Origin of the sequence: Psychrobium sp. MM17-31 (assembly GCF_022347785.1) — a bacterium.
Taxonomy (GTDB): Bacteria; Pseudomonadota; Gammaproteobacteria; order Enterobacterales; family Psychrobiaceae; genus Psychrobium.
Genome location: NZ_JAKRGA010000002.1, coordinates 781,530 through 804,093 on the forward strand (window position 1 = coordinate 781,530; position 22,564 = coordinate 804,093).

At 43.7% G+C, this 22,564-nt stretch carries 20 protein-coding genes; 5 read left to right on the forward strand and 15 right to left on the reverse strand.

The genetic code is table 11. The annotated features are described in order from the left end of the window. Positions 1 to 203: 203 nt before the first annotated feature. Together MHM98_RS08030 and MHM98_RS08035 are read left to right on the forward strand one after the other, a co-directional pair. Entirely contained in the window at positions 204 to 3,128 is a 2,925-nt protein-coding gene (locus tag MHM98_RS08030) for a TonB-dependent receptor (RefSeq protein ID WP_239438737.1), read from the forward strand. A gap of 160 nt (positions 3,129 to 3,288) precedes the next feature. Further along, positions 3,289 to 3,795, forward strand: coding sequence for a DUF3016 domain-containing protein (locus MHM98_RS08035; RefSeq protein WP_239438738.1), 507 nt, complete (start codon positions 3,289 to 3,291; stop codon positions 3,793 to 3,795). Positions 3,796 to 3,851: 56 nt separating this feature from the next. Here the strand turns inward: MHM98_RS08035 and prpF are convergent, their stop codons facing one another. The 9 genes from prpF to MHM98_RS08080 form a co-directional block, all read right to left on the reverse strand. Then, positions 3,852 to 5,027, reverse strand: coding sequence for a 2-methylaconitate cis-trans isomerase PrpF (prpF, locus tag MHM98_RS08040; RefSeq protein ID WP_239438739.1), 1,176 nt, complete (start codon positions 5,025 to 5,027; stop codon positions 3,852 to 3,854). A 72-nt stretch (positions 5,028 to 5,099) separates the two neighbouring features. Beyond that, entirely contained in the window at positions 5,100 to 5,294 is a 195-nt protein-coding gene (locus tag MHM98_RS08045) for a hypothetical protein (protein WP_239438740.1), read from the reverse strand. Between the two features lie 63 nt (positions 5,295 to 5,357). Further along, positions 5,358 to 7,949: a Fe/S-dependent 2-methylisocitrate dehydratase AcnD gene (acnD, locus tag MHM98_RS08050; protein WP_239438741.1), complete on the reverse strand. Its 2,592-nt coding sequence runs from the start codon at positions 7,947 to 7,949 to the stop codon at positions 5,358 to 5,360. 194 nt (positions 7,950 to 8,143) lie between these two features. Beyond that, on the reverse strand, positions 8,144 to 9,268 hold the full coding sequence (prpC, locus tag MHM98_RS08055; RefSeq protein ID WP_239438742.1) for a 2-methylcitrate synthase: 1,125 nt from the start codon (positions 9,266 to 9,268) through the stop codon (positions 8,144 to 8,146). A gap of 55 nt (positions 9,269 to 9,323) precedes the next feature. Next, positions 9,324 to 10,202, reverse strand: a complete 879-nt coding sequence (prpB, locus tag MHM98_RS08060) for a methylisocitrate lyase (protein ID WP_239438743.1) — start codon at positions 10,200 to 10,202, stop codon at positions 9,324 to 9,326. Positions 10,203 to 10,246: 44 nt separating this feature from the next. Continuing rightward, positions 10,247 to 10,933, reverse strand: a complete 687-nt coding sequence (locus MHM98_RS08065) for a GntR family transcriptional regulator (protein WP_239438744.1) — start codon at positions 10,931 to 10,933, stop codon at positions 10,247 to 10,249. Between the two features lie 166 nt (positions 10,934 to 11,099). Continuing rightward, positions 11,100 to 11,426 carry a hypothetical protein gene (locus MHM98_RS08070; RefSeq protein WP_239438745.1) on the reverse strand — a complete coding sequence of 109 codons (327 nt, stop codon included), beginning with the start codon at positions 11,424 to 11,426 and terminating at the stop codon, positions 11,100 to 11,102. A gap of 26 nt (positions 11,427 to 11,452) precedes the next feature. Next, positions 11,453 to 11,959: a hypothetical protein gene (locus MHM98_RS08075; protein ID WP_239438746.1), complete on the reverse strand. Its 507-nt coding sequence runs from the start codon at positions 11,957 to 11,959 to the stop codon at positions 11,453 to 11,455. Positions 11,960 to 11,966: 7 nt separating this feature from the next. Then, a complete protein-coding gene (locus MHM98_RS08080) occupies positions 11,967 to 12,398 on the reverse strand; it encodes a MarR family transcriptional regulator (RefSeq protein ID WP_239438747.1) in 432 nt (143 codons plus the stop codon). A 174-nt stretch (positions 12,399 to 12,572) separates the two neighbouring features. Between MHM98_RS08080 and MHM98_RS08085 the strand changes: the two genes are divergently transcribed. The 3 genes from MHM98_RS08085 to MHM98_RS08095 are packed head-to-tail and all read left to right on the forward strand — an operon-like array spanning position 12,573 to position 14,975. Next, positions 12,573 to 13,244, forward strand: a complete 672-nt coding sequence (locus MHM98_RS08085; protein WP_239438748.1) for a glutathione S-transferase — start codon at positions 12,573 to 12,575, stop codon at positions 13,242 to 13,244. Positions 13,245 to 13,250: 6 nt separating this feature from the next. After that, positions 13,251 to 14,207 carry a glutathione S-transferase family protein gene (locus MHM98_RS08090; protein WP_239438749.1) on the forward strand — a complete coding sequence of 319 codons (957 nt, stop codon included), beginning with the start codon at positions 13,251 to 13,253 and terminating at the stop codon, positions 14,205 to 14,207. Between the two features lie 9 nt (positions 14,208 to 14,216). After that, complete coding sequence (locus MHM98_RS08095) at positions 14,217 to 14,975, forward strand: glutathione S-transferase family protein (RefSeq protein WP_239438750.1); 759 nt, start codon at positions 14,217 to 14,219, stop codon at positions 14,973 to 14,975. Here MHM98_RS08095 and MHM98_RS08100 read toward each other — a convergent pair whose 3' ends face one another. The 6 genes from MHM98_RS08100 to MHM98_RS08125 form a co-directional block, all read right to left on the reverse strand. Next, complete coding sequence (locus tag MHM98_RS08100) at positions 14,976 to 15,992, reverse strand: isoaspartyl peptidase/L-asparaginase (RefSeq protein WP_239438916.1); 1,017 nt, start codon at positions 15,990 to 15,992, stop codon at positions 14,976 to 14,978. 45 nt (positions 15,993 to 16,037) lie between these two features. Next, entirely contained in the window at positions 16,038 to 17,108 is a 1,071-nt protein-coding gene (locus tag MHM98_RS08105) for a M28 family metallopeptidase (protein WP_239438751.1), read from the reverse strand. A gap of 100 nt (positions 17,109 to 17,208) precedes the next feature. Continuing rightward, positions 17,209 to 17,745 carry an RNA polymerase sigma factor SigZ gene (gene sigZ, locus MHM98_RS08110; RefSeq protein ID WP_239438752.1) on the reverse strand — a complete coding sequence of 179 codons (537 nt, stop codon included), beginning with the start codon at positions 17,743 to 17,745 and terminating at the stop codon, positions 17,209 to 17,211. Positions 17,746 to 17,838: 93 nt separating this feature from the next. Next, a complete protein-coding gene (locus MHM98_RS08115) occupies positions 17,839 to 18,342 on the reverse strand; it encodes an NAD(P)H-dependent oxidoreductase (protein ID WP_239438753.1) in 504 nt (167 codons plus the stop codon). Between the two features lie 13 nt (positions 18,343 to 18,355). Further along, complete coding sequence (locus MHM98_RS08120) at positions 18,356 to 21,454, reverse strand: efflux RND transporter permease subunit (RefSeq protein WP_239438754.1); 3,099 nt, start codon at positions 21,452 to 21,454, stop codon at positions 18,356 to 18,358. After that, on the reverse strand, positions 21,451 to 22,557 hold the full coding sequence (locus tag MHM98_RS08125; protein WP_239438755.1) for an efflux RND transporter periplasmic adaptor subunit: 1,107 nt from the start codon (positions 22,555 to 22,557) through the stop codon (positions 21,451 to 21,453). Before MHM98_RS08125 ends, MHM98_RS08120 begins: the two co-directional genes overlap by 4 nt. Positions 22,558 to 22,564: the final 7 nt, after the last annotated feature.

The following is a 22,564-nucleotide window of genomic DNA, read 5'->3' on the forward strand; positions in this document are numbered from 1 at the left end:
AAGCCTACTAAATGTTATGTACATTTATAATATTAGAATCACGAAGTTAACAATCGAATATTATTAGAAATATAATCTGCCAAGTTGTGTTACAAGCTATTTACAAACTGGAAAAAAGTGTTATTTTATACGCGTTCCCTAAATTGTATCCAATTAAGAGATGCAATTAGAAACAATAATAAATAAAGAGAGAGAGATAGCTAATGAAAAATATGACTAGCTTCAAACGCACCGTTGCAGCAGCTGCTGTAACTGCGGCGCTAAGCATTTCATCTACAGCTTTTGCTGGTAACAATGACGGTGTCCTTAAAGGTTTAATCGTTGATACAGCTCAAGCTCCAATCGCTGGTGCAGTTGTAACAGCAAAAGATCCTAAAACTGGTTTTACTCGTACTACAGTCGTTAAAGCTGACGGTTCATACCGTTTTTCTGCGTTACCAGTAGGTAACTACGACATTACAATTAGCAAAGATGGCTTCTCAAGCATCGAGCAAAAAGGTGTACGTATCAAGCTAGGTGGTCAAACTGAATTCAGTACTCCAATGGCCGGTGTAAACGATAACGTTGAGACTATTGAAATCAGTGGTTCTGCAATGGCTGTTATCGATACAAGCTCTGCTGAGTCTGCATTAAATATCGGTGAAGTTGAGTTGTCTCGTCTTCCTGTTGCTCGTGACGTAACTTCTGTAGCACTTCTTGCCCCAGGTACAACTAAAGGTGACGGCGCATTTGGTAATAACGCTTCATTCGGTGGTGCATCTGTTGCAGAAAACGCATACTTCGTAAACGGTCTAAACGTTACAAACTTCCGTAACGGTTTAGGTGGTTCTACTATTCCTTTCGAATTCTATAAAGAATTCCAAGTTAAGACTGGTGGTTACTCAGCTGAGTTCGGTCGTTCGACTGGTGGTGTAGTTAACGCTGTAACTAAGAGCGGTAGCAATGACTGGGAATACGGTGCAAACATCTACTTCCGTCCAGATTCTCTATCAGAACAGTCACCTAACGTACTTCGTACAGACGGCACAATGTTAACATACAACGGTGCTGATTCTTTTGACAAAACTGAAGCTAACATCTACCTTTCTGGTCCATTAATTGAAGATACTTTATTCTTCTACGTATTATATAACCCACGTGATGTTCAACAAGAATATGCTTACTCAAATGGTAAGTCTTTTGATACTACAGATTCTAGCGATGCTTTCTGGGGTGCAAAAGTTGACTGGAATATCAATGAAAACCACAAGTTAGAATTAACAGCATTCTCCGATGAGCGTGAAACTACAACTACTACTTACGGTTATGACTACAAGACTGATACTCGTGGTGATTTAGTTGGTTCTGGTACTTCTTCACGTGGTGGTGACAACATCTCTGTTAAATACACCGGTTACATCACAGACGATTTCACACTATCTGCGTTATGGGGTGAAAACGAAGCTGATCTAAGCGATTCTTCAGATGCTGATTTCACATGTCCAGTAGTTTACCAATACGATGCAGGTTCTTACCTACGTCAAGGTTGTTTCGTAAACTTCAGCTTCTCGCAAGCTAAAGATACACGTGAAGCATTCCGTATCGATGGTGAATATGTAATGGGTGATCACACTCTACGTTTTGGTTACGATAACGAAACTAATACTTCATTAGACCAAACTCGTTTATCTGGTCCAGGTGAGTTCGGTGTTTACTACCTATACCGTACATATGCAGCTGGCGCTACTGAAGCAGCTATCGACTACACATTCGCAGAAGAAACAGACACTGTTCGTGTACGTACTTATGCAACTGGTGGTGAGTTCGAAACTCTATCAAGTGCTTTCTACATCGAAGATACTTGGACAATCAATGATGACCTTGTAGCAACTATTGGTCTACGTAGTGAGTCTTTCAACAATAAGAATGCTTCTGGCAACTCTTTCATCAAAGTTGACAACCAAATCGCTCCACGCTTAGGCATCTCTTGGGATGTAAACGGCGACGGTGAATCTAAAGTATTTGCTAACTTCGGTCGTTACCACTTACCAATCGCGGCGAACACAAACATCCGTATGGCAGGTCCAGAAACATACATCCACGACTACTACAAAGTTGAAGGCGATTACAGCCAACAAAACGCTGATTTAACTCCTATTCTAGGTGAGAAGTTAGGTACTCGTGTAAACGGTGACGGTTCTGAGCCGGATGTTCGTGAAGTACTAGATACATCTATCGACCCAATGTACCAAGATGAGTTCATCTTAGGTTACGAAGGCTTAATCAACGACGATTGGTCATGGTCTGTAAAGGGTATCTACCGTAACCTAGGTAGTGTTATTGATGATATTACTATCAATAAAGCTATCACAGCTAACGGTTGGAAAGAGCCAGGTCACGACGTTTATGTATTGACTAACCCTAACTCTGACATCGTTACTTACTACGATACAGATGGTGATGGTACATTAGAGCAAGTAAACATTGCAGCTGATACGCTTGGTTACCCAGATCCAAAACGTGTATACACAGCGATCGACTTAACAATCAAACGTCAGTGGGATGATGTTTGGACTCTAGACGCGAAATACACTTGGTCTAAGAGCTACGGTAATGCTGAAGGTTACGTGAAATCAGATAACGGTCAAGACGACGCTGGTTTAACAACTGACTGGGATTTCCCTTACCTAATGGATGGTGCTTACGGTGATCTACCAAATGATCGTCGTCACACGTTCAAAGTTTACGGTGCATACGCTCTAACCGAGAAATGGACTGTAGGTGCAAACCTATTAATCCAATCTGGTCGTCCAGTAAATGGTTTCGGTCACGGTCTACCTGACGGTTACCCAGACCCATACGGATACGGTGACACTTACTACGTAGCTGGTAACAAGGTTCCACGTGGTAGCTACGGTCGTACTCCATGGAGAAACGAGTTAAACGTTAACGCTAAATACACTACTCAAATTTCTGATGCAGAAGTTAGCTTCCAAATTGACGTATTCAACGTATTGGGCTCTAACATCGTAACTGAAGTTGTCGAGACAGCTGAGTCAGCGAAGAACGAAACTAACCCGAACTTCCTATTACCAAGCAGCTTCCAAACTCCACGTTACGTGCAGTTAAGCGCATCAGTTCGTTTCTAAAAACTAACTGAAATAAATAAGAACCGCGCCATTTGGCGCGGTTTTTTTTTGACCTTTCAAATTTTGATGTAAGAAAATGTTTAATTAAAAGGAGTTTTATTGATAACGATATGTAATCAGTCATAATCAATCCGTTAACAATAAATTCTAAGGAATAATAATGAAAAAACTATCAACACTAATTGCGACAGCCCTATTCTGTCTTAGTGCACAAGCAGCTGAGGTCAAAGTTGAATTTGTAAAGAAAGAACAGTTTAAGGATATTGACTCTGGTGCCAATCAAAGCCAGGCAAGGTTCGAAGAAAAACTCTTTTCAGTTCTTGAAAGTACTTTTAAGAAGCAAGGAGAAAAGCAACTGCCCAAGGACATGACGTTAGATGTATCTGTATTAGATATTGATTTAGCTGGACATGTTGCCCGTGGATTAGGTATGGGGCAAGATATCAGACAAGTATCAGACAAGGATTTTCCACGAATTCTTTTTTATATGATCTTACGTGATAAAAATAACAATATTGTTTTTCAAGGTCGCCAGAACCTTAAAAATAACGACATGAAACACGGAGAATTTCGAATGAAAGGAAGCCAATCTGACTTTTACATGGAAACGATGCTAATAGACAAATGGTTTGATCAGGCTTTAGTACCCGCAGTAAACCGCCTCTAAAATATTAGTTATACAGACTGCCAAAGCATGCAATGCATCGGCAGTCTTTAATCCCTTTAGAAGATATCTGGAATACGAACCCAGCCTTCCATCAATATCCTCGCGCTGCGGCTCATGATCGCTTTATCGACTTGCCACTCGCCATCAACACAGCTAGCTTTAGCGCCAACGCGTAGTGTGCCAGAAGGATGACCGAAACATACAGATTCGCGTTCTCCGCCACCAGCAGCTAAATTTACTAACGTGCCTGGAATGGCTGCTGCGGTGCCAATGGCTACTGCTGCGGTTCCCATCATGGCGTGATGCAGCTTACCCATTGATAGTGCGCGAACGTTTAAGTCGATATCATTTTTGCCAATCGCCTTGCCGCTCGATGATACGTAATCCATCGCCTCTCCAACAAACGCCACTTTCGGTGTATGCTGACGCGCAGCGGCTTCTGAAATATCGCTAATTAATCCCATTTTCACCGCACCGTAAGCACGAATGGTTTCGAATTTAGTTAGCGCAGCATTATCGCCATTAATAGCTTCTTGCAATTCACAGCCTGTATAACCGATTTCATCGGCATTGAGGAAGATGGTTGGAATACCAGCATTAATCATAGTGGCTTTAAAAGTACCGATTCCCGGAACCTCTAAATCGTCTACTAAATTACCCGTTGGAAACATTGCACCGTCGCCATCACTAGGATCGACGAATTCCACTGGCACTTCCGCCGCGGGGAAAGTCACACCGTCTAGCTCAAAGTCACCTGTTTCCTGTACTTCACCGTTAGTGATAGGTACATGAGCGATAATAGTTTTCTTGATATTGGCCTGCCAAATACGCACGGTGCAAACACCATTCTCTTGAATACGGTCACTATCAACCAGACCAGAATATATCGCAAATGAACCAACCGCAGCTGTTAAGTTACCGCAGTTACCACTCCAATCAACAAAGGCGCGATCGATAGCTACCTGACCAAATAAGTAATCCACATCGTGTTCCGGCACTGATGCCTTGGATAAAATCACCGTCTTGCTGGTACTAGAAGTGGCGCCACCCATACCATCAGTTTGCTTGCCATAAGGATCTGGACTACCAATCACGCGCAACAACATAGCATCACGAGCTTCACCCGCTACCTGTGCAGCCTGTGGTAAATCAGTCAGATTGAAAAATACCCCTTTAGAAGTACCACCACGGATATAGGTAGCCGGGATTTTTATTTGAGGTTTAAAAGACATATATCATTCCTTTCGAACAACACATGAAAAGCTTATGTGTTTCGATATCTCGCAGCGCCAATATGATGGCCGCTATTTATTGCCTTGAACAAGATAGCTGTTAGAAGAAAAAATCAGGGATGATTTTTTAGCTTTTGCTGCAGGATGCAGATCAAAAGCGGTTTCGTTAAAACAGCTATTTTGTTTAAGAGAGGCAATAAATCTGCGGTTCGCCTTTCTTTTGGTTACTTTTCTTTGGCGACGCAAAGAAAAGTAACTGGCGCGCATACGATCAAACTTACTTGATCGCTTCAGGTAAATGCGCGTCAAATATAATGACGCGCCCGATTATTAAACACTACCTTCTAAAAAATCCTGCGCAAAACGCTGTAACACACCACCAGCACTGTACACAGAAACTTCTTCTGCCGTATCTAAACGACATTTAGCATCGATAGTCACCTGCTCACCATTCTTACGCGTCATTAACACTTGCAGCGCCGCACCTGGGGCTGGTGTGCCAATAACGTCATAGGTTTCAGTACCATCGATATTGAACGTCTCACGTGTTTCGCCGTTGACGAATTCAAGCGGTAAAACGCCCATACCCACCAAGTTAGTACGGTGAATACGCTCAAAGCCTTCGGCTAAAATAACTTCAACACCAGCAAGACGAACGCCTTTAGCCGCCCAGTCACGTGATGAACCTTGACCGTAATCAGCACCAGCAACAATGATGAGTGGCTGCGCGCGATCCATATAGGTTTCAATCGCTTCCCACATACGTGATTCAATGCCTTCTGGCTCGATACGCGCTAGTGAGCCTTGCTTGATTTCACCATTGTCATCGCGACACATTTCGTTAAGTAATTTAGGGTTAGCGAAAGTTGCACGCTGCGCCGTCAAGTGATCGCCGCGATGGGTTGCATAGGAGTTAAAGTCTTCTTCCGGTAAGCCCATTTTGTGTAGATAAGCACCGGCAGCACTCTCTAGCATAATCGCATTTGATGGCGATAAATGGTCGGTAGTGATGTTATCACCTAGCACTGCTAATGGACGCATACCTTTCATGGTCCGCTCGCCTGCAAGTGCCCCTTCCCAATAAGGAGGACGGCGAATGTAGGTACTCATTTCACGCCAGTCATATAACGGCTGACGATCACCCATATCGACTTTCAAATCGAACATCGGCATGTAAACCTGTTTAAACTGTTCAGGTTTCACTGCGGCATCGACAATCGCATCGATTTCTTCATCGCTTGGCCAGATATCTTTAAGCGTAATGGCATTACCATCGCTATCATATCCCAGCGCGTCTTGCTCGATATCAAAACGCATAGTACCAGCGATAGCGTAAGCAACAACAAGCGGTGGTGATGCTAAGAATGCCTGCTTGGCGTATGGGTGAATACGGCCATCGAAGTTACGGTTACCCGACAAAACAGCCGTAGCGTATAGGTCGCGATCGATAATTTCTTGCTGGATCTTAGGATCTAACGCGCCGCTCATACCGTTACAAGTCGTACAAGCAAAGGCAACGATACCAAAACCAAGTTGCTCTAATTCAGGCAATAAGCCTGCTTCTTTGAGGTAAAGCTCCGCTACTTTTGAACCCGGCGCGAATGAAGATTTCACCCAAGGTTTACGGATAAGGCCAAGCTCATTTGCTTTACGTGCCACTAAACCCGCAGCAACAACATTGCGTGGATTACTGGTGTTAGTACAACTGGTGATTGCCGCGATAATTACCGCGCCATCAGGCATTTCGCCCTCAGTTTCTGTCCAATCTTTAGCGATTCCGCGATCGGCTAAGTCCGATGTTGGTAAACGGCGATGTGGATTAGAAGGACCCGCCATATTGCGGCATACAGTCGATAAATCGAAAGTCAGCACACGCTCGTATTGCGCTTCTTCTAAATCATCAGCCCAAAGGCCTGTTTCTTTAGCGTATTGCTCAACTAGCGCCACTTGCTCAGGCTCACGACCTGTAATTTTCAAGTAATCGATAGTTTGCTCATCGATGTAGAACATACCTGCACTCGCGCCGTACTCAGGCGTCATGTTAGAGATTGTCGCGCGATCACCGATGGTTAAGCTACGTGCGCCTTCACCATAGAATTCTAGGTATGACGATACTACTTTTTGTTCACGTAAGAACTCAGTAATCGCCAATACAATATCAGTTGCAGTAATGCCCGGCTGACGCTTACCCACCAAGCGAACACCAACGATGTTTGGCAGACGCATCATCGATGGACGACCTAGCATCACGTTTTCTGCTTCTAAACCACCAACACCAATCGCGATAACGCCTAGTGCGTCAACATGTGGCGTGTGTGAATCGGTACCAACACAGGTATCAGGGAAGGCTACGCCATCGCGTGCTTGAATCACAGGTGACATCTTCTCAAGATTGATTTGATGCATGATGCCGTTACCTGCAGGGATCACATCGACGTTATCAAAGGCAGTTTTACACCAATCGATAAAGTGGAAGCGATCTTCGTTACGGCGATCTTCGATTGCGCGGTTTTTTTCAAACGCGTCTTCGTCAAAGCCGCCGTGCTCTACCGCCAAACTGTGATCGATAATCAGCTGAGTAGGAACTACTGGGTTAACCTTTGCAGGATCGCCACCTTGATCGCTAATCGCATCACGCAGACCCGCTAAGTCCACGAGTGCGGTTTGGCCAAGAATGTCATGACAAACAACGCGCGCTGGATACCAAGGGAAATCCAAATCTTGCTTGCGGTGAATTAATTGTTCTAATGATGCGGTAAGTTTTTCTGGCTCACAACGACGTACCAGTTGCTCGGCTAGGATACGTGAGGTGTAAGGCAGTTTGGCATAAGCGCCCGCTTGAATGTCTTCAATAGCGGCGCGCGTGTCATAGTAATCTAATGACGTGCCAGATAATTGTTTACGGTATTGAGTATTGTTCATAAGTGTTTCCGTGCATTTGCTTTGCATTAACACTGTGATTTTGCTGCTTAACTCATTACTAGAACGCTATAGATACATCCCTGTAAGCTTGCTTTTTCATCCATGAAAAATACATCTAGTAATAAGTCAACCAGCATCACTTATTCGCTAACGCAAATGCCTCCTACACTTATTCAGGTAGGAGGTGGGTGGTATTATCGCTCGCTAATTGGCTGAACTTTACGTGGTTCGCTGCCAGTGTAGTCGGCGCTTGGGCGGATGATGCGGTTGTTAGAGCGTTGCTCGATAACGTGTGCCGCCCAGCCTGTTAGGCGTGAACAAACGAAAATTGGGGTAAATAGCTTCGTTGGAATACCCATGTAGTTGTATGTCGACGCATGGAAGAAATCGGCATTACAGAACAGCTTCTTTGTATCCCACATATACTCTTCACAAGCTACTGAGATATCGTATAACGAGGTATCGCCATTCTCTTGTGCTAGTTTTTCAGACCATGCTTTGATAATCACATTACGTGGATCTGAGGTGCGGTAAATCGCGTGACCAAAGCCCATGATTTTCTCTTTACGCTCAAGCATGCCAGCCATTTGCTCTTTGGCATCTTCTGGCGACTTAAAGCGCTCAATCATATCCATTGCAGCTTCGTTCGCACCGCCGTGTAGTGGGCCGCGAAGTGTACCGATTGCACCAGTGATACAAGAGAACATGTCTGATAGCGTTGAGGCACAAACACGCGCAGTAAAAGTTGAAGCGTTAAACTCGTGCTCTGCGTATAAGATTAACGATACGTCCATGACGCGTCGATGTTGCTCGCTTGGCGTGGTACCGTTAAGTAGACGTAAGAAGTGACCACCTAGTGAATCTTCATCTGTCACACAGCTAATGTCTTCGCCGTCGTGGCTAAACTTGTACCAGTAACACATGATGGCAGGGAATGCTGCAAGTAGACGGTTCGCTGCGCGATGTTGCTCGCTAAAGTCATTCTCAGGCTCTAAGTTACCTAGGAATGAACAACCGGTGCGCATAACGTCCATTGGATGCGCGTCTTTTGGAATGCGTTGTAGCACTTCTTTTAGCGCCTGTGGTAAGTCGCGCATTTCAAATAGCTCAGCTTTATAAGCAGCTAACTGCTCTGCATTTGGTAGCTCGCCGTTAAATAGTAAGTAAGCTACTTCTTCAAAGGTTGCGTTATCGGCTAAGTCGCTAACGTCGTAACCACAATAGGTTAAGCCACTACCGCTTTTACCTACAGTACACAGCGCCGTTTCACCTGCGCTTTGACCACGTAATCCTGCACCACCTAATTTCTTATCTACCATTGCCATTCTCCTGACTTTCTTCCTATCTGTTTAATATTGTTATTTTTAAAAATGATTATTTGTTTTTGCCTTCGGCGAACAACGCATCGAGCTTTTGCTCGTAGTCGTGGTAACCGAGGTAATCGTATAAATCCATACGCGTTTGCATGCTGTCGACAACGGCTTTTTGATCGCCCTGCTCTAAGATGCTGGTGTATACCATTTCCGCCGCTTTATTCATGGCGCGGAACGCTGATAATGGGTAAAGCACCATAGCTGCGCCCCACTCACCTAGCTCTTTCTTGTTCCATAGTTCGGTTTGACCAAACTCGGTAATGTTCGCCAGGATTGGCACGTCTAGCGCTTCGCTGAATGCGCGGTAATGCTCTTCTGTTTTAACTGCTTCTGCGAAAATACCGTCGGCACCAGCTGCCACATAAGCCTTAGCACGCTCAATAGCCGCTTCTAAACCTTCTTGCGCGAATGCATCGGTGCGCGCCATGATGAAGAAATCAGGATCGGTACGGGCATCAACCGCCGCTTTAATGCGATCAACCATTTCTTCTGTCGATACAATCTCTTTATTTGGACGATGACCACAACGCTTTTGCGCTACCTGATCTTCCATATGAACTGCCGCCGCACCTGCTTTTTCCATATCGCGAATGGTTTTAGCAATGTTAAATGCGCCGCCCCACCCGGTATCGATATCGACTAATAACGGTAAGTCACACGCCGAAGTAATACGCTGCACATCAACAATCACATCGTTCAGTGATGTCATGCCTAAATCTGGTAAACCGTAAGAAGCATTTGCAACACCGCCGCCTGATAAATAAATGGCTTGATGACCAATTTGCTTTGCCATCATGGCTGAATAAGCATTAATGGTACCTACGATTTGTAGCGGTTTATTGGCTACTAGTGCTTCTCTAAACTTTTTTCCTGCGCTCATGTCATTTTCCTCTGCTATACAGCTAGTTATTTTCAACGCGCTACTTATCGAACCTTTTTGGTGATAGGCGCTACGTGTTGTAATTTATTTTCGATGTTTCTCATGGAATAAGTGATGTGACGACGCATTAGCATCTCAGCAAGCTCTTCATCGCGATTAGCAATGGCGCGTACGACGTGTTTGTGCTCATCAAACGCAGTCGTAACACGAGGGCCCGCCATACCAAGTTGCACGCGATACATGCGCACTAGATGATAAATTCCGTCGATTAAGGTGCTAATTAAATGCTGATTTTTACTGCCAAGAATAATGCGATAGTGAAAGTCCACATCACCTGCTTCTTGATAGTAAGACTCACCGCTTTCGACTTTCTTAGAATGGGAATCGAGCAGCTGCTGTAAATCCGCAATCTCGTCATCCGACATATTCTTAGCCGCGAGTCGTGCCCCCATGCCCTCTAACGCTTCGCGCACCTGATATAACTCGATAAGCCCCTGCGGCGACAGCGATACAACACGCGCACCAACATTGGCTTTGCGCTCAACCAGATTAGAGGCTTCTAATCGATTAATGGCTTCGCGAATAACGGCACGACTAACCTGATATTTTGTCGACAATTGTGTTTCGCTTAGTTTTGAACCAGCCGCGATATCGCCTTCTACAATGTCTTTTCGCAGTTGAAAAAACGTTGTATCCGCCGCTGTAACTGGTTTTTCGCTAAAAAATGTCATGCAAAACTCAAAATCATCATCACTTAAAGTGTCGACAATCTTGCGGGATATTTAACAAATGGTCAACAAAAAAGCTCAGATTGTCGACAAAAGGATAATAAGAAGTGGAAAGTTTGTGTTACAAATGAGCGAATGTCAGGGATACATTCGCTATAAACAAGTAAAATTAAATTGTAAGAGATTTCTTTATTTGATTATTTATTTTAGCAAGGTCAACAAGCTTCACTTGCTCAGCTAATAAAAATGAAGTCTGTGGGTGAGAATCGATAAAGCGCAGATGATAATCATAATTTTTCAAACGGAAACATATTCTTGTGAATATTCTTGTCGTTTCGGGGATTTTAATCAAATCATCAACCACAACAAAGTTTTCAACACGATACTGACCGACTTGTTGCGCGGTCAATTTAGAGTCATCCACCAAAGCAGCCATAATGGCTATAGATAGAGTCGTAACAACGACGGCCAATAGTGAAGCTATTATTTTATGCATCTAAACCTCCATTTAATCGATGCTATCTAGACTAACTCATGTCCTCGGCAAGCGCTATCGGCTTTTTTAATCAAGGTAGGTAGACGAAAATCGCCATGCATGTTGGCGATGGCCTCTTTGGCACGATCAGTATCGATTCCCATAGCTGTGGCATATAGCGGCTTTTGGCTGCCACCACGTAATACACCAAAATTATCACCCAACGCACTGTGACGGTTCTTCGCCACGCCAATAATCACTGGCGTAAAATCAATCGCTTGTTGCAAGTGATAACCTAGCGCTGGTTTAGATACACCATCGAGCCAAACATACCCATCCAGAATAATCACTTCTGGTGTTAAGTGATGCTCGTCTAACAGCTTTAAAATGCACGGCAATTCGCGTTTATAAAATTCACCCGACTTATAATCTGCCACGCCACAATATTCACTGGTGAATATCTGTGTTTCCTTATCATCCAACCAGTTATCAAAAGCAACGCCAGCAATGCGCGCCTTATCATCAAAATAATGAACGTCGATAATTAATTTCATACTGTCCCTATAGTTTCTTAAGCAGTCCATATAGTTGATTTATTTCATCGTTTGATAGGTTTACCGACATCATCATTAGCGCTTTATCGCCATCACGGTGCGCCTGTAATCCTTGTTCGGTCGCGGTAATAAACACAGTTCGCTGATCTTTGTCACAACGCTTTTTGGTGACATATTCCTTATCTACTAACTTATTTAACGCGCGCGATACATTTGGGCTCTCATCAACCATAGTTTGCTTAAGCTGATTAACGGTCAGCGTATGGTCTGGTGCAAAATCTAATGCATGTAACAACATCAGCTGCACCATCGATAATTCGGTAGGCTTTAACAGCCGGGTCATCTCCGCCTTTTGCTCTTGGGCAATACACGCCAAAAGACCAAGAACCTTTTGTTCGGTATCTATCTTAGAATCAATGATAAGTTGTTTATTTGCCACGAATTGCTCCTCACTTTGCCATGGCAGTATACACGCGCTAGCAATCTCACTCCACGTTAACTCACCGCATAATTTATAAACAAAAACACAAACACAATTATATTCCTTGTAAATATATTCCATGGATCATATCATCCATTACCATTCTCAGCTCATTAATTATGCAAGGTCATTATGCTAACGGTTCACCATCTAGAAAATTCACAGTCGATACGTATTTTGTGGCTATTAGAAGAGTTAAAACTCGACTATAAACTCGAACATTATCAACGTAATAAAGAGACATCTTTAGCACCAAGTGAATTTAAAAAACTTCATTTAGTGGGGACTTCTCCCTGTATTACCGACGGTGAACTAGTGTTACCAGAAACTAATGCCATCGTTGATTATATTCTCGATCAAGTATCGGACTCGCCGCTAAGACCGCAACCCAACAGTGAAAATCGCCAAAGCTATCTTTATTGGTTACATGCAGCACAAGGCAGCTTTATGCCGTTACTACTCGACGCGCTGATCTTTAAGCGCATGGTGAGTAAGGTGCCTGCCATCATTCGCCCTATTATCAAGTTTGTGGTTAATAAAGTTGAACAGGCTTATCTAAAGCCACGCCTCCATAAGATGCTAACCCATATCGAAAACACATTAAGTCAACAAACATGGTTTTCTGGAGATAATTTTACCGCCGCCGATATCGTGATGGGTTATTGCATGGATGTTGCCGCGGTGCGTGTCGGCATGGACGAGCGCTATCCGAATGCTCAAGCCTTTTTACAGCGCATGCGCCAGCGTCCTGCTTTTAAGCGTGCGATGGAAAAAAACGGCGACTTCGTCCCATTTAGCGAATAAATTGTCATGAGTAATATTTCAACGCCAATCCTGTTACATCGAACGATTACCTCTGCTTATAGTCAGAAGAGTATATTTCAGCTGCAATACAGTAACTTGCCATGGCATAGCGTGTTAGCTAACAAAGCTATGCCAAGACCTACTCAGCAAACCTTGGTCGGTGATTTCTCGCGCCGTATTCCAATCTTGCAAGTTGGAGCCGATATATACTGCGATACTAAACTGATTTCTAATAAAATTGCCGAACTTGCACAGCAACCAAACTTGTCGACTCAGCAGCAAGATCCCGAGTTAGTATCATTAATCAACCATATAGAAATGCGTGGACTAGGCGCTATCCTCGGTATATTAACGCCATGGAATTTTATTGCCGGTTATACCAAGCACGGCGGGATAAAAAATGCCTGCGACTTTATTAAAGATCGCGCAGCATTAGCTAAACAGTACCCAGATTTATTAAAAGACCGACCTTCCAAAAATGAAGCACAGCAAATCGCTCATCAATACTTCCAGTATTTAGAGCAGCAATTAGATAGCGATCAGTTTCTTTATGGTGACAGCCTTAGCGCCGCAGATTTTAGCGCCTACACCGCGATATGGTATTTGCATATTCTCACTAACAGCAAAGTACTGCGCAATTATCCAAAGCTGTCATCGTGGTTGAAAAACATGTTAGCTCTCGATGCAAAACATCACCGCCCTATCGATGAACTTAGTGGTCAACAAGCCATAGAAATAGCAAAAGCGTATCAGCCTCAAGCAATAGATGAAGCGATGAGATGCGAGCCACAGCAACGCACTGTGCACTTCAACGATCCGCTACTGGGACAGAATATAAAGTTAAAGCTCAACGGGCTATTAGTTGGAGAAAGTGACAGTGAATTGATTATTGAACGAGAAAATTTACACACGGGTAAATTACATATCCACATGCCCAAACAATGCTTTGGCGCCTGTGGTTAGGAGGGAAAAATGAACGACTTAGCGCTACACTATCATCCATTTTCCAACTGCTCACAGCGTGTTTTTCTCCTGCTGGAAGAGCTAGGTATTCCCTATCAAAGGCATGTTATTAACTTGATGAAGAGCCAACAACTAACGCCTGAGTACCTTGCAATTAATCCTAAAGGACGAGTCCCCGCACTCACATATGGACGACAACACTACACAGAATCTTGTGATATTTTGCGTTTTATCGACCAACAATTTGCTGCAGGTAAATTAACACCAAGCGATCCGGTTCAGCTGACTGCAATGAATAATCTATTAGATGACGTTGCAGACTCTCATGATGTCATTAAAGACTTCGTTTACTCGCAAGGCATTGGCCGTTTACCTAATGACGCAGAATACGATTTATATCAACAGATAGATCCTGAAAATTTTACTTTTCATGAAAAGCGCCGCCAAGGATTCATCGGCAGTAATAAAAGCGTTGGCCTGGCTCGAATAAGGCAACAATTTGCAAAGCTAGAACACCAGCTATCTTCTAATCATTGGCTAGTGGGGGAACTTTCTCTCGCCGACTTCGCTTGGTATCCCAATACCATTATCTACCGCCAACTCGGCTATGGATTCGAAGACTTTCCCAAGGTTGCTGACTGGATAAAACGCTTCGAAGCACGTGACTGTTACCAACAAGGCTTAAAGCCCGCGCTGGATAAAGTACCTAATTGGCTAATTAAACCAATAATGATTATCAAGCGATGGCTGCAACCGAGTAGATATTAACTACTTAAAAATCGCCACCTTCGCGGTTTCACCTTCAACACGTGAGCCGCGATACATGCCTTTGGTATTAAAGGTCAGCGCGATGTTACCTTTAGGATCAATCACAATCACGCCACCAGTGCCGCCGGCTTTGAACATTGGGCCGAAGATAACTTCTTTGCTTGCCTCTTCAACACTCTTGCCTTGATATTGCACACGGGCACAAATATCTGATGCCACGCTATAACGAATGAAGTATTCACCGTGACCAGTTGCCGATACTGCACATGAGTTATTATCAGCCCAGGTACCAGCGCCAATCACTGGTGAATCACCGATACGGCCGTAGCGTTTAGCGGTCATGCCGCCAGTGCTAGTCGCAGCTGCAACATTGCCGTGTTTATCGACGGCAACAGCGCCAACCGTGCCCATTTTGTATTGGCTATCTAGCTGACGATAATTAGCTTGATAATCTTTATTACTATCAGACTTATCTTTGAGCTGTTTAAGCTTTTTCTTGGCTCGAAGTAGCGACTTATAACGGTTATCTGTATCGAAATGACTGTTATTAATCAGTTGCACGCCTTGCTCTAAAGCGAATTCTTCAGCGCCTTGGCCTGATAGCATCACGTGGACAGATTCAGTCATCACTAAGCGAGCAAGATTGATTGGATTTTTGATGTGTTTTACGCCAGAAACAGCGCCCGCTTGTTTATTGCGCCCGTCCATGATTGAAGCGTCGAGCTCATGAGCGCCGTCATAAGTATAAACAGCGCCCTTGCCTGCGTTAAACAGCGGCGAGTTTTCAAGAATATTTACTGCGCGATTTATGGCATCTAAGCTTGAACCACCAGCGGCTAAAATCTCATAGCCTGCATTTGTTGCTTCAGTGAGTTTAGCTTTATATTTAGTTTCTTTTTCTGGTGTCATCTTAGATTTAGCTATGGCACCAGCGCCGCCGTGTATTGCGATAGCAAATTTATGTTCGCTCGCCTCAAGCGGTGTTAAAAATCCGGCAATTGCAACCAATGCCACCATCGACTTACTTAACTTCGCGAACATAAATAGCTCCTCACTTTGTTATTATTTTTTGATCCACTTATCGGCAGTTAATACAAATTTAGACAATACATTAACGTTTTGATCTAACTGTTTTTGTAAGCGCTTTGAGAAGCGCGGCAATAAATAGTCTGGGTGGTCAAATTTGGTATGCCAGATTGATCCCCAGTGATGCTCAGTTTTGCGATCACACGCGCCAATAGTCTCTTCGTCGAAACAGCTCCAGAAGGTTTTATCTGTTACTTGTGAATAACCGTCATTGCCACTTTTACCGTTAATTTCAAAGTTAGTCGCTTCTAAGTAAGCCGTCTTAATTCCATTACAGGCGAATGGCGCATGATCTGACCAACTGCCAGTTTGACCTTCTGGGTAACCAGGGAATGGCTGATGTAATAAGTGAGCGTCTTTACCGTAAAGATCTTTAGAAACACTGCGCAGTGCTTCGCGTAGCTCTGGTGAGCTTTCAAAAGTCGGTGATTTCACATAACTACAGTTGTACGGTTTAGTCAGCGGACTATGAACGTAGAGTTTATCACCACCAATGATGGTATCGAGGTTAATCATTGCCACAACATTTTTCAGCGGGTTATCGCTGCGATTAACGTAAGCTTTAGAGCCATTCAGACCATTCTCTTCTGCACCAAAAGCAATTAAACGTACGCTATAAGGTAGTTTTTTACCTTTAAGATCATTGGCTAACGCCATTAACGCCACCATGCCTGAACCATTATCTAAAATACCTAATGAACCAGCTTTTTCGCCTGTTGAATCATAATGCGCACCAACCACGATGATATCTTTAGAATCACCTTTGATATCGACCACTAGGTTTTGCGATTCAACTTTGCCGTTTTTAGCACGATATTTAAATGGCAACGATTTAACCTTATAACCCATGGCAGTCATCTCATCACTCATCCACTGCGCCATTTCATTTTCTTGCTTGGTGCCAGCCACGCGAGCGCCCATTTTTTGAGTGACTTCAAGCAGTGACTGAAATTGATTCCACGCATAACTAGTCGAGTTATCGGCGGCGAATGTTGAGGCGCTAGAGGTCATTAGGCCCAAAGCCAGAACTAAGGCTGATTTTTTCATGAGAAGGGATCCACTAAATTCTTTTAATGGCGCTGAATATACCTTGTTTTGAGATGAGTGTTAACCAACGCTTGTTTTACTTTGTAACTAGCTTTGTCAATTAGCGACAAGATGCCCCTTTACGCTGATAATCAATAACATTGCCATTTTTATCTAATTCAAAATGACAACAATCATCAAACTGCTTTTTTAACAATTCCCGTGCTTTCTTCACTCGGGATTTTAATGTGGAATAGCTGATGCCGTTTTGCTCGGCATAGTCTTTTTGCGAAATACCTTCAAGCTCAATTGCCATAAGTAGCAGACGCTGGTGTTCAGGTAACTGCTTAATAAATGGTTCTAGGCAAGCAGTAAAACTATCGATAACATCACTCACATCTTCATCATACCAAGTAACATCAGCCTCTCGCTGCTGCGTACTCCCTCGCTTGCGATAAAAATCGATAACAGCATTGTTAGCAATTTGAAACAACCAAGGCTTAATCTTGCTTTGTTGATGTACTTCACCAAGATGGTGATGTGTTTTTATTAGCATTTCCTGCAAGATATCTTCAACATCAGCGCTATTAGCAACTTTTGAATGCAAAAAGCCACGTAATGCGGTTTGGTATTCTTGCCATAATTGTTGAAGATTCATTTTGCTGTCTCTTTATTTTCATACCAATGAGAGCATAACAAAAAGGAGTCAAAACTGACTCCCATGCTGTTAATTTTTAGCTGTACTTTTAGCTTACGAACGAATTAACCTTAAGTGCTCATCAACCACTTCCGCAAACTTACCGTAGTCTGCTTCGCTTTGCGTTTGAACATAATGATGGCCTTTAAACGGCATATGCATATATTCAGCGGTGAGTCTTATCGGCTCAACGAAACATTCTGGGAACCCTGCATTATTACCTGTCGATAACATAGACGTTGTTTTGCCTTTAAGAGAGCGCCCTAAATCCTTTTCGATAGTTAATAAATCAGACAGACGATCGAAAAATACCTTCATCTGTGCCGACATCGAATACCAATAAAGCGGCGTGGCGAAAACGATATGGTCAAAGCCTGTTAACTCTTTAATCAGCGGTAAGAAATCATCGTTTCTATTGTGATGCTGATAATCGTAATATGAGATATCGTACTTTGAAAAATCGAACACCGTTGCGCCACTTTGCGCTGCGAACTCTTGTACCAAGTGATGAGTATTTCCTTGCTCACCAGAGGTACCTAAAACAATTGCAATTTTCATGTCATTTTCTCCTTTATGCACTTTTCAAAGTAGGTTGCGTCGCTAATTCTTCACTGTCATTAGCGCTTTCTTTTGGGCGATGATCGCTGGCAAACCACACGTAAAACACTGGCAATATAAATAAAGTAAATACGGTGCCAATCAGCATTCCCGCCACCAAAATAACGCCGATACTATTGCGTGCTTCAGCACCCGCTCCAGTTACCAAGACTAATGGGAAATGCCCAAGTACAGTGGCTAATGTCGTCATTAAGATAGGACGTAATCGCGTGCTGGCCGATTCGACAACCGCCTGCAATTTATTCTGTCCCTGCTCTTGCAGATGATTTGCAAATTCAACGATTAAGATTCCATTCTTAGCAATGAGACCAACTAGCGTAACTAGGCCAATTTGCGAATAAATATTGATGGTGGTGATTTCAAAAAACGGCAGCATTAATGCGCCTGACATAGCTAGTGGCACACACCCAAAGAGGATCACTAAAGGATCTCTAAAGCTGTTAAATTGAATAGCTAAAATCATGAACACGATCGCCAGAGAAATCCCCATAATAGTCATTAAACTATTACCTTCTTTACGGATTTCGCGCGACTCTCCCGCATAATCAACCGCATATGATTTCGGCAATATATCGGCAGCAGCTTGCTCAAGAGCAGCAAGTGCTTGCTCTTTTGTTACGCCTGGTAAAATACCGCCGTAAATCTTAAACGCATTTTGCTGACCAAAAGATCCCAATGCTCGCGGCACTGTGTTGTAGCTAACAGTCACGAAATCGCTAATACTAACCAACTCACCGCTTGGTATTTTTATCGTTAATGTTTTTAACTGCTGCGGATCATTGGCAATCGCGTTATCTAACATTGGAATGACACGATAAGCCTTGCCATTAGCATCAAAGCGATTAACGAAGTTTGCCGACAGATAGACATTAAGTTGGCGACTCACATCTTGAACAGTCATCCCTAAGTCAGCGATTTTTTGTCGATTAAACGATAACTGCATTTGCGGCAGATCGATCTTTAAATCGGTATCAGCGTATAAAAATAATCCACTGCCAAAAGCGGCATAAACCAATTGATCGGCATAGCCTTTCAGCTCATCATAGGATGCACTCGACTTGACGACCATTTCGACATCAAACTGGCCAGCGGTTGGCAGCGGTGAAGGCAAAATAGGTAAGTTATTTAATGCAGCAGAGCCTGTTAGCCGACCATAAATTTCTGGCATTTTTTCATTAGTAGTAAAATCGCGCTCACTACTCTCAACGAACTCCAATCCGCCAAAGCCGCCGTTGCTAGTAACGATTTGCCACATTTTTTTTGAACCATCGACGCTTAGTAAATTATCGACAACAGGTTTGATATTGGATTCGTTATAGGCCAGTGAAGACTCAGGCGGCGATTGCATCACCACATTAATACTGCTTTGATCTTCAATTGGTGCTAATTCCTTCTTCGAGTGAAGATAGAAAGGAACAATCAATAGTCCGATAACTAACGCTACCAACATTATCTGACCTTGAAAGCCCATCGCGCGAGTCAATAGTGAACTATAGCGCTGCTGCAATTTGGCAAACACGCCGTTAACAGCCTTAGTTAAACGTCCCTCACGTCCCTGCGTATCTGAAACATAAGCACTCATTATCGGCGAAAGCGTAATCGCCACCACACCAGAAAGCAGCACGGCAATCGCCAGCGTAAAGGCAAATTCTTTAAACAACACACCAGTTAAACCAGATAAAAACCCGATAGGTGCATACACCATCGCTAACGTTAAGGTCATTGAAATAACTGGTACCAACAATTGGCGAGAGCTTACCAAAGCCGCTTGTATGCGAGGCATGCCATCACGCACATGACGCGCAACGTTTTCTACGACCACAATGGCGTCATCCACCACCAAGCCAACAGACAACACAATTGCTAGAACCGTGAGTAAGTTAAGCGTAAACCCCATTACCCAGATTGCAGCAATAGCGCCTAAAATCGAGATGGGAATAGTAATAAGTGGCACTAATGCCGTCTTAAATGAGCCCATCATTAGTAAAACCACAATACCAACTAACACAACTGTTTCAATCAACGTCGATACAATCTCTTTAAGGGCATCGCGCATATAAAGCGTGCCATCGTAAGCGATATTAATATGCAGTCCGTTAGGCGCATTGGCGTTAATGTTATCCAGCACTTGATACAGACGATCACCAATAGCGATTTCATTTGCACCGGGCAAAGGATAAACCGAAATGTAAACCGTATCCTGCTGATTAAAACGCGCGGTATTTGACGCCTGCTCAGCTCCCAGTTTTACATCGGCTATATCTTTGACATAGACGATGCCATCTTGATCGCGTTTTACAATAAGTTGTTCAAACTCTTCGATACTCGATAGCTGAGTATTGGCAACAATATCAATGCGCTGCGTATCATCTTGGCCGTAACCCAAGGTAGAAATGCTGTTGTTGCTGGCCAATGCGCTATAAACTTCATCGCTACTGACATTAAGCACATTCATTCTATTTGCATCGAGCCAAATACGCATTGCTGGTGTGCGTGCCCCTTCAATACCCACTTTCTGTACGCCGTCGATATTACTGATGATGGGATTGACTTGTCGCGTCAAGTAATCGCTGAGCTGAGAGAGACTCGAACCTTTGGCTTCCACATTGAGATAGAACACCGCATGTGGACGATCGGTTCGCGTGACCGACACAGCAGGATCTTCTGCTCCCGGCGGCAGCTCAAATTTAATTTGACTCAATCGGGTATTTAATTCAGCCAGCGCAGCTGTCGTATCTTCGTTAAGCTTTAACCACGCGGTTACTGTGCTTTGACCAGATGTCGTTGAGGAATCGACATACTCTACGCCCGGTACTGTCGCTGCCACACGTTCGATAGGATCGGTAACAAAGCCCTTAACGACTTCTGCCGACGCACCAGTGTAAACAGTGTTAATCGTCAAGGATGCACTTTTGATCATCGGAAATTGCAATACCGCAATGCTCTTAACCGCCCATAATCCCGCGAGACAGATAAATAACGATAAAACAATGGACAGCACAGGACGTTTAACAAAGGCATCCATCACATTACTTTTATAATGATTGATCATCGAATACCTCCTTGCTCAGACATTTCGACAATGTCATCAATAGCAGGTGTTTCAATGACGACCTTAGCGCTTTCCCACAACTTAAACGCGCCAATAGTTGCAATGCGCTCACCCAGCTCGACACCGGACTCAACGATTACACCTTCGGGTAGGCGCTCACCAAGCTGAACTTGTCGACGCGAAACTCGTAAATCTCCGTTAACATCGGCAATAACATAAACATAATCGCCAAGCTGGTCGCGCACTATAGCCAAGTTTGGTACCACAATCGCTTGTTTTGATTGCGCGATAGGTAGATTCACATTGAGGAGAAATTGCGGCTTTACCGTAAGAGCATCCAGTGACAGTTTAGCGCGATATTGCATTTGGCGGCTTTGACCGCGAAGACTTGGTGCGACAGAAACAATCTGTGCTGTTGTGCTGGCTTGCTGATGAGGCAATGACAGCTCAACAGCACTGCCAATATCCAACATCGGATAGACCTGCGGCACGTTAAAGTCGACCCAAATACTGTCATTAATACCAATTAACTCAACAATATCGGCATTAGCAGTCAAGGTTTGACCAAGTGCCAAGTTGTGAATTCCCACCTCGGCGTCAAACGGCGCCTTCACCGTTTTCTTATCGATTATAGATTGAATTTCACCAACGCTAGCCTGTGCAATCGCCAGCTCAGCCGTTGCCACATCGAGCTTTTCACGGCTAATGCGTTTATCGTTAAACAACGATTCAATACGCTCAAGTGTTTGACGCTTTAAATTAGCGCTAGCCTGTGCACTGCGCAGCTGGGCTTGCTCTTGTGAATCGTCAATACGCAAAAGCACCTGATCTTTTGTAACAGGTACACTTGGCTCTAAGTTTAAATAAACAATTTTGCCACCTAACTCGTTCTTAAGCATGACTTGTTCAGTGGCTACAGTTTCTCCCAGTACCTGATGGCTTGGCTGGATGAGCTGCTTCTGAATAGACACCGCTTGAATTGTTGCGGCAGGTTCATAACTCTCTTGCGCCGACTCCGCCGAAATTGAATACTTTAAATAAAAGATCCCCAGCAGTCCTAACGCAATGAAACATAGGGTGATAACCCAAGAAAAATACTTCATTAATAGC

What these genes read in the sequence shown, in the direction of transcription:
- acnD (WP_239438741.1), bottom strand. Translation starts at nt 7,949, where the DNA reads ATGAACAATACTCAATACCGTAAACAATTATCTGGCACGTCATTAGAT.
- MHM98_RS08090 (WP_239438749.1), top strand. Translation starts at nt 13,251, where the DNA reads ATGAGTAATATTTCAACGCCAATCCTGTTACATCGAACGATTACCTCT.
- MHM98_RS08045 (WP_239438740.1), bottom strand. Translation starts at nt 5,294, where the DNA reads ATGCGCGCCAGTTACTTTTCTTTGCGTCGCCAAAGAAAAGTAACCAAA.
- prpF (WP_239438739.1), bottom strand. Translation starts at nt 5,027, where the DNA reads ATGTCTTTTAAACCTCAAATAAAAATCCCGGCTACCTATATCCGTGGT.
- MHM98_RS08105 (WP_239438751.1), bottom strand. Translation starts at nt 17,108, where the DNA reads ATGAAAAAATCAGCCTTAGTTCTGGCTTTGGGCCTAATGACCTCTAGC.
- MHM98_RS08100 (WP_239438916.1), bottom strand. Translation starts at nt 15,992, where the DNA reads ATGGTGGCATTGGTTGCAATTGCCGGATTTTTAACACCGCTTGAGGCG.
- MHM98_RS08125 (WP_239438755.1), bottom strand. Translation starts at nt 22,557, where the DNA reads ATGAAGTATTTTTCTTGGGTTATCACCCTATGTTTCATTGCGTTAGGA.
- prpB (WP_239438743.1), bottom strand. Translation starts at nt 10,202, where the DNA reads ATGAGCGCAGGAAAAAAGTTTAGAGAAGCACTAGTAGCCAATAAACCG.
- prpC (WP_239438742.1), bottom strand. Translation starts at nt 9,268, where the DNA reads ATGGTAGATAAGAAATTAGGTGGTGCAGGATTACGTGGTCAAAGCGCA.
- MHM98_RS08120 (WP_239438754.1), bottom strand. Translation starts at nt 21,454, where the DNA reads ATGATCAATCATTATAAAAGTAATGTGATGGATGCCTTTGTTAAACGT.
- MHM98_RS08035 (WP_239438738.1), top strand. Translation starts at nt 3,289, where the DNA reads ATGAAAAAACTATCAACACTAATTGCGACAGCCCTATTCTGTCTTAGT.
- MHM98_RS08065 (WP_239438744.1), bottom strand. Translation starts at nt 10,933, where the DNA reads ATGACATTTTTTAGCGAAAAACCAGTTACAGCGGCGGATACAACGTTT.
- MHM98_RS08030 (WP_239438737.1), top strand. Translation starts at nt 204, where the DNA reads ATGAAAAATATGACTAGCTTCAAACGCACCGTTGCAGCAGCTGCTGTA.
- MHM98_RS08095 (WP_239438750.1), top strand. Translation starts at nt 14,217, where the DNA reads ATGAACGACTTAGCGCTACACTATCATCCATTTTCCAACTGCTCACAG.
- MHM98_RS08070 (WP_239438745.1), bottom strand. Translation starts at nt 11,426, where the DNA reads ATGCATAAAATAATAGCTTCACTATTGGCCGTCGTTGTTACGACTCTA.
- sigZ (WP_239438752.1), bottom strand. Translation starts at nt 17,745, where the DNA reads ATGAATCTTCAACAATTATGGCAAGAATACCAAACCGCATTACGTGGC.
- MHM98_RS08115 (WP_239438753.1), bottom strand. Translation starts at nt 18,342, where the DNA reads ATGAAAATTGCAATTGTTTTAGGTACCTCTGGTGAGCAAGGAAATACT.
- MHM98_RS08085 (WP_239438748.1), top strand. Translation starts at nt 12,573, where the DNA reads ATGCTAACGGTTCACCATCTAGAAAATTCACAGTCGATACGTATTTTG.
- MHM98_RS08075 (WP_239438746.1), bottom strand. Translation starts at nt 11,959, where the DNA reads ATGAAATTAATTATCGACGTTCATTATTTTGATGATAAGGCGCGCATT.